The following is a 13,678-nucleotide window of genomic DNA, read 5'->3' as shown; positions in this document are numbered from 1 at the left end:
CTGCTTCATCGACAAGGTGGCCATGCCTCCAGATCCACTCGAGGCGGGTGCGGAGATTCGGGTGGGCTTGATCAATATCCTGAAGCACGAACACGCCGTCAGGGCTGTGCTTCAGAGCCTGCAGCAACGAGTCCCCCTCCGTTGCAGCGGGGGACGATGAGAAGATCTGGTCGGTATCCTCCCCTGGATTGCCGGCCAGCTTGTACAGGCCGCCCATGCTCTTCAGAGATTGGACCAGGCCACCGATCAGATCGAGATGGTCTTCTTCGACATTCGGACCAGCAATGAGGAAGACGCCAGGCCGGCGCTGCAGGGGGCCGAGCGCGATGTGGTTGCAGACCTCCAGGGCGAATACCTCGACGGCGGTATCCTGGCCGATAATCCGTTTCCTGGTGAGTGCGACAAGGCCGCGTATGACGTGTGCAGGATCTTCCTGAGGTGTGGACATGGAATAGGTCTCGATGAGGGTTGATGATGAGTGTGGGCTGGCCTGCGTTGTGCAGGCCGCCCGTCGAAGGATCGACGATGTCACTCTTGTCTCAGGTGCTGCACCGCTTCGGATCGTCTTTGAGCGAGGCGTGAGGTGTCCTTTTTGGGATTTATCTCGTTCTTTCCTTCAACCGTCCGGTGATCTTCCCGTCATTCTCTCCTGGGATTGCTTCATCTCTCCTCGTACCCGGCACAAACCGGCACGGCCTCAGGCAAGCCGCCGGTCTTATGCTGGTCAAGGACATGCAGCGGCACCCTGCTCTTTGAGATAACCGGGACTTGCTGGAGGAACGCCGCAGGCTCTCAGGGTTACAATGACTGCAGTCGCATCAGTGGCTCGGCTGCTTACCCCAGCTCTGAGCGCGCGAAGACACACTCACCACAAGTTTTTTCGCGTGGGCACGAAAGGCGTCAATACGGCTCTCGCGCCAGCCGACCCTGCGGATCACGCGAAAGCGATGAGCGTGATGATCCTCTGCAAATAGGGAAGTGCTAGAGGGCCAATCCCGATACTGCGCCGTCGCGCGCCACGAGGGCGATCCGGATGCCGGCCCGTCTGACCAGTGGTCGGCGCCGCCAAGTCTCCGCAAGCATGCGGAAGACAGGGGCATCGGGCACAGCGGCGACGACGATGTCATCGCCGCCGATGTCGAACAGCAGTGCCTCTCCGAGCGCTGTCGTCAGCAGCGAATGCTCGGCGCGTCCTGGCTTTCGGGCCAACGGTCCCTTGGTGCATTGTGCGACGATGCGCCGATTATCGATCGTGGCGACCACATTGCCTTCGCCCGGCCGCGAGTGCACCCGGATGGTCTTGTCACCGCGGCTGTAGGTACCGGTCCAGGCGTTGCGGCCAACCTGCGGCTTCTTGGTCTGCTCCCATCCCGTGCCGGCCATGAAGCGGCCGATGTCGAAGACGAGCAGGTCGCCGGCCTTGATGCGGGCTCCATTGATCGCGACGCTGGCCATGGCTCCCGAGCCGGTAAGCGACAGGATGAACGCGGCCAAGCGCAGGACCACTTCGGCCTCTGACATACGGTCGGCCTGGAGGCCGAACTCACGCGAATCCTTATCCCTCACAGTGTTGAGCCAAGTGTTGTTTGCGCATTCCTTACGTAAGCCGTCACCCATCTGTATCTACATCTGCGCAGTTGTTGACTGCTTACCCACGACTGTAGAGGATCCTCACAACGGCAGCTGCTTAGTGTAGTGGTTAAGCTTACTCAGCAGTGTTGTCGAAATACGACACGGCCGATGTTTCTACTATGTCGGCCTAGTGTTGACACTTGGTTTATGTCTAGTGCGCATTCTCGATGAGAGGTCTGCAAGAGCCTGGGAATGATTGAGGGGTGCACCATGAGCGAAAAGCAAGCTAGCGAACGTAGATCGGTGGCCAAGCTCCGTCCCGTCAACACACCGCCCGTCGACGAGAACACAGCTTCGATGATCGACCTCCTACAGGAGCATCTGCGGCTCGCCCGCGAGGGCAAGCTGCGCTCTCTTGCCGTCGTGTCCGTATCCTCCGATGGGACGGCTATCGGCACTCAGTGGTCATGCGATCCGAGCGATATGGCATCGCTGATCGGCAAGCTCACTGTCCTTACCCATGATCTCATGGCGGCTCGGAAGTAAGCCGCGGGTCTATGGAGCGGGCATTGTGGCGTGTGGCTCCCTCTTAGCCTCCTCAGCAGTCCTCGGGGGATCGTCCGCCATCGGCTCTCTGCGAGGAGGCTGAACTGCGTTCGTTGCAGCCTGCTTCTGAAGCCTGCGGTTCTTCCAGGCCTGCAGCATTTCTTGCCTCAGCCCTGGTCTGGGTTTCGGAAGGGTCCGCCAGATCGTCAGCGTGAACGCCTTTCCCACGGCGAGCACGAGGGCCATGCCATAAAGGAAAATGGTCGGCGAGAAACTCTCATCCATGTGCGGTCATCCTCTCAGCGCCCGCTCGACACCATCAGCCGTGTGCACCGTTGAAGCCCCGCTCATACCATAACAATGATCAAAGCGCGGCTTTCTCGCCCTGATGCCTTCGACCAAAGTCTGTCTTCCTCGATCCTGCCGGTTGCTAAGGATAGGAGGCAACGAACCGGCCTCACGAGCGCCTATCGATCATCTGTGTCATCCGCCACGAATGTTGACCATGAGACTGCTGCAGAAAGCTCAGACCTACTTCCGCAGGCTCTGTTGCATTAACCTGTCAAGCTACAGGATCTGGTAGGTGGCCAGCCCAGTAAACACGCTATGGCTTGTGCCTTGCGAAGTTAATGCAACAGAGCCCGCTGAGTAAGCGGATTCCGTTCAGCCTTCATAGAGTTTTCCATTCCGCCCCGCCTGCCCTGAGATCAATCCGGTGACCCGGCTCGGTCTGGCCCAACATGGGATTTCGGCCCGGGGCAGTCCGCCCGGGTGTTGTCACATTAAACGGCTCTGTCGCAAACCTGAAGAATAGCTATTTTTGAGCGGCATTTTCGGTCATGGCGGCAGCGTCAAATCGTTGATTCTACAGCAGCTCGCCAGCGCGAACTCGCCATTATAGACAAGTAGAAACCAAGTTTGCGACAGAACCCCCGAAGCTGGCCTAGTCATTGCCCTTCCGGTTTTTTGTTTGCTGCCGTGCTCGAATTTATGACGAGGAATTTGCTTTCACCCAATCTTTACACCGTTTAGGTCGAGAGTTAAATTCCAGGCGCATGACTTTAAATCATGTTGCTTGGATTAGCTGTTATGGATGAAGTTTCCTCCTTCCCATCACTCGCGGCCCTTCGAAGCTTTGAGGCTGCAGTACGCCATAGGAGCATGACGAAGGCGGCAGAGGAGTTGAACGTAACGCAGGGAGCTATAAGCCGGGCGATCCGTGGACTTCAGTCGGATTTGGGATTTCCGCTCCTCGCTCGAACAAAGCCCATTCTAGAGCTAACAACTGCTGGAGAGCGGGTCTTCGCTGAACTTAACTACTCTTTCGACCGGATCAGGAAGATACTTGGGCACCTTAAGAGTGAAGAGGAAAGCCGGGCACTACGAATTGATGTGCTGCCGACCTTTGGTTTGAGACTCCTCATTCCACGGCTTCCACGGTTCCGAGAACAATATCCGGATCTGCAGATCGACGTAGTCGTGGGAGAAGGTCAAATTGATTTCACCGAAGACCGGGTAGATGTAGGCATCCGCTATGGACGAGGTGATTGGCCACGCACCAAAAATTACCGGATCATGGACGAGGAACTCATCGTCGTATGTGCTCCTAGGCTGATGGGCAGGCAAGACGAGCTTGATCCTGCAAAACTCCGGCCGGATCAGATGATTCGACACACGACTCGGGTGGAAGCCTGGGGCGAGTGGTTCGAAAGTCTCCATCTGGCGCCTCGGGACGCAACCGGCCTCGGCTTCGAACATTTCTTCATGGTAATTGAGGCCGCCATCGTGGGTATAGGTTATGCGTTATTGCCGCGTTTCCTGATCCGTAAAGAACTTTCTGAAGGCTCTCTCGTGGTGGCATCCTCCCATTCTTTGCGTCGTGAGCATGGTTACTTTTTGGTCTGCAGCCCGGAACGGCAACTGGACCGGAGGGTGCTCGCGTTCCGGCGCTGGCTTCAGGAGGAGCTTCAAAATGATCCTGGCTAGATCAGCGGACTCAATCAATCACCTTTAGCGAATTGTATTTTACTTATATCAGCTCCTGATACAATTGGAGGCTGCCTGGAAGCATCGGAATGGAATTCGCATGCCCGGGAATTGGGCATAACCTCCCTTGCCTTATGAGAAAAGCTCATGTTAGCCTTTCCCGTAGGTGAGGTTCAGGAGCTTACCAGAGTCCTGCCCCGAGCCTGCCCCCTACTTGCAAAACAGGCTCATGTCGCTCATGACATCCGTAGGTCCTCAGGTTATCTTCATCTCTTCTCCTCTCGAATATGAACACGTCGAGCGCATTGGCGAAGTGGCGCCCCGCCAAGTCGAGGTCATCTACGAGCCGGAACTCCTTCCTCAGACTCGCTACATCGCCGATCACAAGGGTCGCGAAGGATTTCGGCGCACTGAAAGTCAGGAGCGGCGCTGGCGTGAAGCCTTGGCGCGGGCAACGATCTTGTGGGATTTCCCTTCAGGTTCGGAAGGAGCCCAAGGGCTTGCTTTATCACCCCACGTGAGATGGGTGCAGACGACAAGCTCCGGCGTGGGTCAGCACGTCGTCAGCATGGGTCTGGACAAAAGCGACGTGATCGTGACGACCGCGCGCGGCGTGCACGCCGATGCTCTCGCGGAATTCGCTCTGCTGGTCATGCTCGCGCATGTGAAGGACTTGCCCCGCCTTCAGAGGGAACAGCAGGCCCATCGGTGGGAGCGCTATTGCTGCAGCGAACTCGCTGGCAAAAGCCTCACCATCATCGGAGCCGGACAGGTGGGCGCGCGCGTCGCGAGCCTGGCGCGCGCCTTCAACATGGAGGTCAATGCGGTCGTCAACAGGCCCTCGCCTGAGCGGCGCGCGGAGCTGTTTGCCAACGATGTCTTCGGGCAAGCCGACATGAGGGCCGCCGTGACGCACGCGGACTACATCGTGCTGGCAACCCCGCATACGCCGCAGACGGAAAAGATGATCGACGCGGAGTTCTGGGCCGCTACGAAACCGGGCGTGGTGTTCATCAACATCGCCCGCGGTCAGGTTGTCGACGAACCAGCCATGATCGCGGCGCTCGGCAATGGCCAGATCGGGTTTGCAGGCCTGGACGTGGCCGCGAAAGAACCGCTCCCGCCCGGATCACCCCTGTGGTCCATGCCGAACGTGCTCATCAGTCCGCACTCGGCCAGCACAGCGCCGAGCGAGAACCGCAAGATCACCGATATCTTCATCAGAAACCTGCGCCACTACATCGATGGCGCTCCTGAGAAGATGATCAACGTGCTCGACAAGGCAAGAATGTACTGAAGGCACGCACCGCGTGCCGGCCCAGGCGAGAACAGCAAGAGCTGTCAGCATCCCCCCGAGTGGGATGAAAAAGAAAACAGACGGAAACCTTCTATTAAGGACCAGAGGAGAGCAACCATGAGATATTATGCGAGGATGGCGGCAGCAGCAGCCCTAATGGCCTCCGCGTTCATTCCGGCCTCGGTCGGGGCCCAGGACGCGAAGCCCCAATACGGCGGCGAACTCGTGCTGACGGGGCAGTTGGACAAGACCATGTTTCCAGGCCGCAACACGGATGCGGGCGGCATGGATGTTTACCTGAATGCCTGCGAGAACCTCGTCACCATGGCGGCGGACCGCACGATGCAGCCCGCCCTGGCCAAGAGCTGGTCTCTCTCGGACGACCAGAAGACCATCACCTTCCAGCTCAATGAAGGCATTCAGTTTCACGACGGCACGCCCTTCAATGCGGAAGCGGTCGCCTTCGTGTTCAATGAGGCTCTAGCCAAGAAGTTTCTCTATGTGAGCCTGCTCGAAGGCCTCGAGAAAGTGGTGGCCGACAGCGAGTATCAGGTTTCCTTCAAGCTCTCCAAGCCTTCGGCGGCGCTGATCCCGAACCTGGCCTACCGCACCATGTGCATTTTCAGCCCGACGGCCTACAAGGCGGTGGGTGAGGAAGGTCTGGGCAGCAAGATCATCGGCACCGGCCCCTTCGTGGTGGATTCCTATGTGAAGGGCGAGCATGTGCGCTTCAAGCGCAACGAGAACTACTGGCAGAAGGGCAAGCCCTATCTCGACAGCATCCGCATTCTGTTCGTTCCCGATGTCACCACTCGTCTCGCCATGCTGGAAAGCGGCGATGTGGACCGCGCCCAAGGCGTTCCGGATTTCGACATCCCGCGCCTGCAGTCCGAGGAGAACCTGAAGGTTTCCACAATTCCGAGCCTCCAGCAGAACTATGTCGTCATCAACAACCTGAAGAAGCCGTTCGATGACCCACGGGTGCGGCAGGCCCTGAACTATGCGGTGGACAAAGCCGGCATCGTGAAATCGGTCTTTGCCGGAACGGGCGCGACCCTTTCCCAGGCCCCCACCCTCACGCCTGGCGTGTTCGGCTTTGCCGACATGCGCGAGCCGGGCAAGAACACGATCTTCGCCTATGACGTGGAGAAGGCGAAGGACCTGCTCAAGCAGGCGGGTTATGAGGACCGCAACGGCGACAAGGTGCTGGAGAACGCACAGGGCGAGCCGCTGTCGCTGAAACTATGGACCCGCAAGACCGGCAAGGGCGAGTACCAGATCGCGCAGCTGATCCAGGCCTTCCTGGAGAAGATCGGCATGAAGGTCGAGCTGACGGTGCTCGAGAGCGCGACCTTCAGCGCATCCCTGTCGCTCGGGCCGCAGGAGGCCAAGTACGATCTCGCTCTGTTGGCATGGACGGTGCCCACGGCCGATCCCGATGAGCCGATGATGTACATGACGCACACGAAGGCCTGGAAGCCTGCGGGCGCGAACCGCATGTTCTTCTCCCACCCGGAGACCGACCGCCTCGCCGAGCTGGCCCATGCGGAGCCGGATCAGAAGAAGCGTGCCGAATACGTACGCCTTTGGATGGCCGAGCTGCTCAAGCAGGCTCCCGTGATCTATCTTCCCACCGTGAACCTGACGGAAGCCTACCGGACCTATGTGCATGGCGCGCAATACATGCCGGCAGGCACCTACGACGCCACCATGGCTTGGATCGACAAGGCGGCGAAGAAGGAGCAGGGCATCTCCCGCTAGAGCGTGAGAACACGGCCGCAGGGCTCCATCCTGCGGCCGTCTGTCTTTCCAGGGACCTCATTGAACGGCCCGACCAGAAAGCTCCATCGTGAATCGGCTCCACCCGTCATGCTGAAACTCATCCTCAACCGCTTGGCCTTCATGGTGGTCGCAGGACTTCTGCTCCTGACTTTTTTGTTCTTTCTCTTTCATGCCATTCCCGGCGACCCCGCGCGCCTGATTGCGGGAGACAGCGCCCCCGAGGCTCTCGTCGAAAGCATCCGCCAAGCCTATGGCCTCGATCAGCCGCTGGTCACCCAGTACACCACCTATATGAGACGGGTTCTGCAGGGCGATTTCGGCCTCTCCAACTTCTCGCGCCAGCCCGTTCTGCAGATCGTCGGCCCTCGCCTTCTCAACACCGCCAAACTGGCCGGCTGGTCCATGCTGCTCGCCATGAGCGTCAGCCTTCTTCTGGGCTCCCTGTCGGCCATGTACTGGGACCGCCCGCTCGATCGCGGCATCACGGCGTTTTCGCTGGCGGGCATCTGCACCCCCATCTTCGTCACTGGCATCCTGGGCATCTACTTCTTCGGCGTCCATCTGCGCTGGCTGCCCATCGGCGGCATGAGCACCTGGAAGCATTACATCATGCCTGTGATGACCCTTGGGCTGGCGCAAGCCGCCGGGTTCACCCGCATGGTGCGCGCCTGCATGATCGATGCCCTGGGCCGCGACTTCATCACGACAGCGCGCTCCAAAGGCGTGCCGGAGCGCACCATCGTGTTCAAGCACGGGCTGCGCAATGCGCTCTTGCCGATCATCACGTTCTTCGGGCTGGGTCTCGGCCATACCCTCGGCGGCGCGGCGGTGGCGGAATCCATTTTCAACTGGCCGGGTCTCGGCCGCCTCATGGTGGACTCGATCCTCACGCGCGACCTGCCGCTCACCCAAGGCTGCATCTTCTTCTTCGCCATGGTGTTCATCCTGGTCAATCTCATGGTCGATCTTCTCTACCGCTGGGCCGATCCGAGGCTCGCCAATGATTAACCTCCCCTCTTCCCGTTGGAGCTGCCGATGATGGACATTCTCAGGCGCTACGCCCGCGACCGTGTCGGGCTGTTCTTCGGCATCATGCTGCTGGCCTTCTACTTCGTCGCCATTACGGCCCAATGGATTACACCGCAGGACCCGTTCGAGACGAATTTGAGCGAAGGCCTTGAGCCGCCCTCCGCAGCCCATTGGCTCGGCACGGATCAGTTCGGGCGCGATACCCTGTCCCGCGTCATCCTCGCTACGCAGGTCACGGCCAGGATCACGACGATTTCCCTCCTGTTCTCGCTGCTGATCGGCGTGCCGATCGGCATGATCGTAGGCTATATCGGCGGACTGCTCGACGCGGTGGTGATGCGGATCACCGACATGCTGCTGATCTTCCCCACCATTATGATCGCCATCATCATCGTGGTCGTGGTCGGCCCGTCGGAACATGGCGTGGTGATCGCGCTGGGTTTGTCCCAGCTTCCCAACTTCATCCGCATTGCCCGCAGCGCGGCTCTGTCCGTGCGCCGCGAGCTCTATGTGGAGGCGGCTGTGGCGGCGGGCGCAAGTTGGCCGGATATTCTGCTGCGCCATGTGCTGCACAACATCTCCAGCCCGATCATCGTGAAATCCACCCTCGCCTTGCCCGGCTTCGTTCTCGGCGCTTCGTCCTTGAGCTACCTTGGCCTTGGTGTGCAGCCGCCGACGCCGGAATGGGGGCAGATGCTGCATGAGGCCAAGGATTTTCTGACGAGCGCCCCTCACCTCATCATCGGACCGGCCATTGCGCTGTCCCTCTTCGTGCTGTCGGCCAACATGACCGGAGACAGCCTCAACGAGAGCCTCGACCCGAAGCTGAAGGGCCGCCGCATCAAGCGCATCGTCCCCCGCCTTGCGCCATGGTTCTTCCCGCGCTTCTGGAGCAGGCCTATATCGCCATGAAGAACCTTCTCGAAATCAAGGATCTGCGGGTCAACTTCATGACCGAAGCAGGCGTGGCGCAAGCGGTGGATGGCGTGGATCTCTCCATCGCACCGGGCGAGACCCTGGCCGTTGTGGGCGAGAGCGGCTGCGGCAAATCCGTTACCTCTCGCGCCATCATGGGCCTTATTCAGCCGCCCGGCTGGATCGAGAGCGGAGAAATCTGGTTCCAAGGCCGCAACGGCGCCGTCGATCTGGCGCGCTTGCCCCCTAACGGACGCCAGATCAACGCCATTCGGGGCTCCGAGATCAGCATGATCTTCCAGGAGCCGATGACCGCACTCAACCCGGTGCTTACCATTGGTTCGCAGCTCATGGAGCCGCTCCTGCTTCATGAGAAAATCTCGAAAAAGGATGCAAAGGAACGCGCCATCGCGGGGCTTGCAGCCGTGGGTATTGCCTCGCCTCGTCAGCGCTTCGACGAGTATCCACACAGCCTTTCCGGCGGCATGCGCCAGCGCGCCATGATCGCCATGGCGCTGATCTGCAATCCCTCGCTCCTGATTGCCGACGAACCGACCACGGCTCTCGACGTGACAATCCAGGCTCAGGTGCTCGACCTCATGAAGGATCTGCGCAGGGATTTTGCCGGCGCGATCATGTTCATCACCCACGATCTCGGCGTCGTCGCCACCATGGCCGACCGGGTGGTGGTGATGTATCTCGGTAAGGTGGTGGAGCGCGCTGCCGTCCGCGACCTCTACCGCAATCCGCTTCATCCTTATACGCAAGGACTTCTGCGCTCCGTGCCATCAATCACCGGCGGCAGCACCAAGCGGCTGGCGACGATTGAGGGTGCGGTGCCACGGCCAACCGACCGTTTGGAAGGTTGTGCCTTCGCGGCCCGCTGCCCGCATGCGATGCCGGTCTGCCGCCAAGCAGTTCCGGCCCTGATCCCTGTTGAGGGAGATCATGCCGCCTCCTGTTATCTCCATCACACGACTGCCGAAGGGACAGCCCATGCCGCTTGATGATGTGCTGCTGCAGGTCAAAGGACTGCGCAAGCATTTTCCCATCCGCAAGGGCTTTCTGAAGCGAAGCGCCGGAGCCGTGAAAGCCGTAGATGGCGTCGACCTAACGATCCGCAAAGGTGAGACGATCGGCCTCGTGGGCGAGAGTGGCTGCGGCAAGAGCACGTTAGGCCGGTCCATTCTGCGCCTGATCGAGCCCACCGATGGTGAGATCCTGTTCCGAAGTCAGGTGCTGGCGGATGAGGCGGGTGAAGCCATGATCGATGTGGCGCAGCTGCATCCTGCGAAGATGAAGCGCCTGCGTCGAGAGATGCAGATCATCTTTCAGGATCCCTACTCCTCCCTAGATCCGCGCATGGACGTGGGCGACATTGTCGGCGAGCCCCTGCGGATCCAGGGTATTCTCAACCGCAGCGAGCGCCATGATCGGGTGATCCGCCTTTTGGAGGCCGTCGGCCTCGGGCCCGACCATGCCAAGCGCTTTCCCCATGAGTTCTCGGGAGGCCAGAGGCAGCGCATCGGTATTGCCCGCGCGCTTGCGCTCAATCCCCGCTTCATCGTGGCTGACGAACCCGTCTCGGCCCTCGACGTTTCGATTCAGGCGCAGGTGGTCAATCTGATGCAGGACCTCCAGGCGGAACTGGGATTGACGTACCTGTTCATCGCGCACGACCTCTCCGTAGTGCGGCACATCAGCAATCGAGTAGCCGTGATGTATCTGGGCCGCATCGTGGAAATCGGCGACTGTGAGGCGATCTTCTCCCGGCCGCAGCATCCGTATACAGAGGCGCTATTGTCTGCAGTTCCGATTCCCGACCCGGATTCCACGCGTCAACGGATCCGACTTAAGGGCGATGTTCCGAGCGCAAGCTCACCGCCTTCCGGTTGCCCGTTTCATCCCCGCTGCGCTTATGCGACGTCGCTGTGCCGCGAGCATGTACCTCATCTGCGAGACGCAGGTCGGGCTCAACAAGCAAGCTGCCATCGGTTTGAGGAACTCAATCTCTCAGGCGTATCCTGACGACGAGTGGTTGCTGAACTCGGAGACCGTATCAGGTTATGGAACAACTGAAAGGGCGTTCGCGCTGAGCGCGCCAGAAGTCGCTGCTGATTATCCATGCCGCACGCTGCGTAGGCAGCGTGTCTCAGCTGCACCCAACCAGGAGACGCTTCCATGAGATTGGCCCAATCAACCTATGTAGAAGTCGCCGAATACCTGACCCGCTCGCGGGGCATCATTTTGCCCACTGGCTCTACGGAGCAGCACAGCCCCATGGGAGTCATGGGGACCGATCACATCGATGCCGAGACAATCGCATGGCGAACGGGTGAAATGTCTGGCGCGTTGATTGGCCCCACAATCACGCTCGGCGTCTCCGAACATCACATGACGTTTCCCGGATCGATCACGCTGCGGCCCTCGACCTATATAGCAGTCATGAGTGACTACATCCTGTCGCTCGTCGATCACGGCTTTGAGCGCTTCTACATCCTCAATGGCCATGGCGGGAATACCGCAACGCTTAATGCCGCCTTTGCGGAAATTTACAATTATCTGCGACGCGCTCGCGGCACCGGCGCTCCCGACATTCGCTGCAAGGCGGCGAAATGGTTCGAGAACGAGATCTGTGAGAAAAAAGCGCTCGAACTCACTGGACACACGGCAAGGGGGCACGCTTCCTGCGCCGAAGTTTCAGTTGCCCAATTCGCGGACCCGGCCAATATCCGCTCCGTGAAGCTCGAACCGGAATATGGCCCTCTCGACCACACCTTCTACAACGCCGAGGATTTCCGTCGCCGCTTTCCTGACGGGCGCATTGAATCCAACGCCGAGAAAGCCAGTCCCGAAATCGGCCGCGCATTGGTCGAAACAGCGGCTGAGTACCACGCCGTGCAGTATCGCGCATTTCTCGCTGACTAAGCCAGCCCCATCAATGATAAGGAACGATGTGCCATGAGCCACATGCACGATGAAACCACGCGGCTTCTCTACACGAAACGCCATCCCGCCTGCTCGATACAGGTGCAGGGTCGCGTTCAGAAGGAATTATTGATCTTCACGGAAGTCCTTCAACGGAGAGGCTTGCGTCGCGAAAGAAGCTGATGATCTCGCGCACCTCCTTACAATGATCTACACCGTCCTATGTTACACCGCATTCATGAAGATCACTAAGTGCCCGTGAAGCCGACCTGCGCCTGATCGCGAAGGCGCCGGACGGGTTTCTCGGGTTTTGTCGCAAATCTGGAGTGAGGGCGTAATGATGACTTGGCATCGCAATGGATTCAGGCAGCGAGCAGATCGAACTGCTCCGCGAGTGACGCCTGCGCCTTGCAGGCATACTTCGCATGCTGTTTACGCATCATGTGGATCATCTCTATCCCACTGAGGATCACACGGGCAGTGACCATGGACTGGAAGCCAAGCATGGGCTGGATCCGCTTCTTGATGGAGCGGTGATCCTGTTGGATCCGATTGTTCAGGTAGGCACTTTGCCGGATCCTGATCGGCTTCAGGTCGCGTCTCGAATGGTCCTGCAGCTGGCTCTCGGCATCACACGACAGGATGGCTTCCCGATTGGTCTGGCTGCCGTCGATCACGATCCGCTCAGGCCTCCCATGCCGCTTGAGCGCCTCGCGCAGAAACTGCTTGGCAGCAGCGAGGTATGCTGATCACTGAACCAGAACTCAACGGTATCGCCATTGCTGTTTTGCAACATCAATGCCGAAGAACACTGTCATAGAGCTTCCTCTCGTCAGGAGGCCCCTTGCGTTGATCAACCTTGTCAATGCAGGCTTACCTGTCTCGGGATGACCTTTGATACCGTCCGATCTCAGCTGGAGCGCGTGGTGAGGCCGGGCGCACCATCTACATCGCAGACTTGTGTCTGAAGTTTTATTCGAGCTATCCCGGCCTGATGCTGTGGGAATGACCCACAACACCCATCAAATACAAGGTTTCGCCAACGTGCCACTTAGCAGTGATGGGTCGCTTGCGTCGATTGAACCGCTCAAGCAGTTCAGGCGAGTAGCGGATGATCCACCTGTGAATGGTCGCGTGATCGACCCTGATGCCGCACTCGGCCATCATCTCCTCAAGGTTCCGCAGGCTCAGGCCGTAAGCGAGATACCACCGGACGCAGAGCAGGATGATTGTACGATCGAAATGCCTGCCCTTGAACATCCGTGTCTCCGCTGCTGTGACCATAACCACCGTAGCTGAAACGCTGACACAAGATATTTGCAACGGAACCGATAACAGACGCTGTACCCGTTGCGTTCCTCGATGAGCTTGCAGCGGCTTGGAACCAACTTATTTAAGCTGATCAATCATAGGCTGCGTGATCAGGCAGACACCACTGTCGGTGCGCCGAAAGCGTCGCGCTTCACGGTCTGGATTCTCTCCCACCACAAGTCCCTCAGGGATGCGCACGCCACGGTCGACGATGACCTTGGACAGCCGGGCTGAGTGTCTGGATGCGAGACCTCCTTTGCATGAGCGACGACCTGGAGGGCTTGCGGCAAAGCGTTTGGATCGGGCGGCTTT

Annotated in this window: 12 protein-coding genes and 3 pseudogenes; 9 read left to right on the top strand and 6 right to left on the bottom strand. The window is 59.3% G+C overall.

Annotation, left to right across the window (positions count from 1 at the left end; all coding sequences use genetic code 11):
• Both JKL45_RS27765 and JKL45_RS27760 read right to left on the bottom strand, forming a co-directional pair.
• Positions 1 to 448, bottom strand: a 448-nt coding sequence (locus JKL45_RS27765; RefSeq protein ID WP_201865028.1) for a P-loop NTPase family protein, incomplete at its 3' end; no start/stop codon positions are given.
• Positions 449 to 981: 533 nt separating this feature from the next.
• Complete coding sequence (locus JKL45_RS27760; protein ID WP_210345906.1) at positions 982 to 1,521, bottom strand: hypothetical protein; 540 nt, start codon at positions 1,519 to 1,521, stop codon at positions 982 to 984.
• A 321-nt stretch (positions 1,522 to 1,842) separates the two neighbouring features.
• Here JKL45_RS27760 and JKL45_RS27755 point away from each other — a divergent pair, with 321 nt between their 5' ends.
• A complete protein-coding gene (locus JKL45_RS27755) occupies positions 1,843 to 2,118 on the top strand; it encodes a hypothetical protein (protein ID WP_201865026.1) in 276 nt (91 codons plus the stop codon).
• A 9-nt stretch (positions 2,119 to 2,127) separates the two neighbouring features.
• Here the strand turns inward: JKL45_RS27755 and JKL45_RS27750 are convergent, their stop codons facing one another.
• Complete coding sequence (locus JKL45_RS27750) at positions 2,128 to 2,403, bottom strand: hypothetical protein (protein WP_201865025.1); 276 nt, start codon at positions 2,401 to 2,403, stop codon at positions 2,128 to 2,130.
• 783 nt (positions 2,404 to 3,186) lie between these two features.
• Here JKL45_RS27750 and JKL45_RS27745 point away from each other — a divergent pair.
• From JKL45_RS27745 to JKL45_RS27710, 8 genes are all read left to right on the top strand, one after another.
• Positions 3,187 to 4,104, top strand: coding sequence for a LysR substrate-binding domain-containing protein (locus JKL45_RS27745; RefSeq protein WP_312897047.1), 918 nt, complete (start codon positions 3,187 to 3,189; stop codon positions 4,102 to 4,104).
• Between the two features lie 568 nt (positions 4,105 to 4,672).
• A complete protein-coding gene (locus JKL45_RS27740; RefSeq protein WP_201865023.1) occupies positions 4,673 to 5,401 on the top strand; it encodes a D-2-hydroxyacid dehydrogenase in 729 nt (242 codons plus the stop codon).
• 117 nt (positions 5,402 to 5,518) lie between these two features.
• Positions 5,519 to 7,162, top strand: coding sequence for an ABC transporter substrate-binding protein (locus JKL45_RS27735; protein WP_201865022.1), 1,644 nt, complete (start codon positions 5,519 to 5,521; stop codon positions 7,160 to 7,162).
• A 108-nt stretch (positions 7,163 to 7,270) separates the two neighbouring features.
• The gene (locus tag JKL45_RS27730; protein WP_201865021.1) at positions 7,271 to 8,191 is read left to right on the top strand and encodes an ABC transporter permease; all 921 of its coding nucleotides are present in this window, start codon (positions 7,271 to 7,273) and stop codon (positions 8,189 to 8,191) included.
• Positions 8,192 to 8,218: 27 nt separating this feature from the next.
• Positions 8,219 to 9,124, top strand: a complete 906-nt coding sequence (locus JKL45_RS27725; protein ID WP_201865020.1) for an ABC transporter permease — start codon at positions 8,219 to 8,221, stop codon at positions 9,122 to 9,124.
• Entirely contained in the window at positions 9,082 to 10,134 is a 1,053-nt protein-coding gene (locus tag JKL45_RS27720; protein WP_246499048.1) for an ABC transporter ATP-binding protein, read from the top strand. The genes JKL45_RS27725 and JKL45_RS27720 overlap by 43 nt, the downstream gene beginning before the upstream one ends.
• Positions 10,076 to 11,155, top strand: coding sequence for an ABC transporter ATP-binding protein (locus JKL45_RS27715; RefSeq protein WP_376771088.1), 1,080 nt, complete (start codon positions 10,076 to 10,078; stop codon positions 11,153 to 11,155). Before JKL45_RS27720 ends, JKL45_RS27715 begins: the two co-directional genes overlap by 59 nt.
• A gap of 153 nt (positions 11,156 to 11,308) precedes the next feature.
• A complete protein-coding gene (locus tag JKL45_RS27710; protein ID WP_201865019.1) occupies positions 11,309 to 12,055 on the top strand; it encodes a creatininase family protein in 747 nt (248 codons plus the stop codon).
• A 362-nt stretch (positions 12,056 to 12,417) separates the two neighbouring features.
• On the opposite strand, the pseudogene JKL45_RS27705 reads toward JKL45_RS27710, so the two are convergent.
• The 3 pseudogenes from JKL45_RS27705 to JKL45_RS30295 all read right to left on the bottom strand — a co-directional run.
• A pseudogene (locus JKL45_RS27705) lies at positions 12,418 to 12,842 on the bottom strand (DDE-type integrase/transposase/recombinase); the annotation flags it as partial.
• Positions 12,843 to 13,071: 229 nt separating this feature from the next.
• Positions 13,072 to 13,315: pseudogene (locus tag JKL45_RS27700) on the bottom strand (IS6 family transposase); the annotation flags it as partial.
• A gap of 129 nt (positions 13,316 to 13,444) precedes the next feature.
• Positions 13,445 to 13,597: pseudogene (locus JKL45_RS30295) on the bottom strand (GlgC family sugar phosphate nucleotidyltransferase); the annotation flags it as partial.
• Positions 13,598 to 13,678 lie beyond the last annotated feature (81 nt).

The organism is Microvirga soli, assembly GCF_016734765.1.
GTDB lineage: Bacteria > Pseudomonadota > Alphaproteobacteria > Rhizobiales > Beijerinckiaceae > Microvirga > Microvirga soli.
This window is presented reverse-complemented; position numbering and strand designations above follow the sequence as displayed.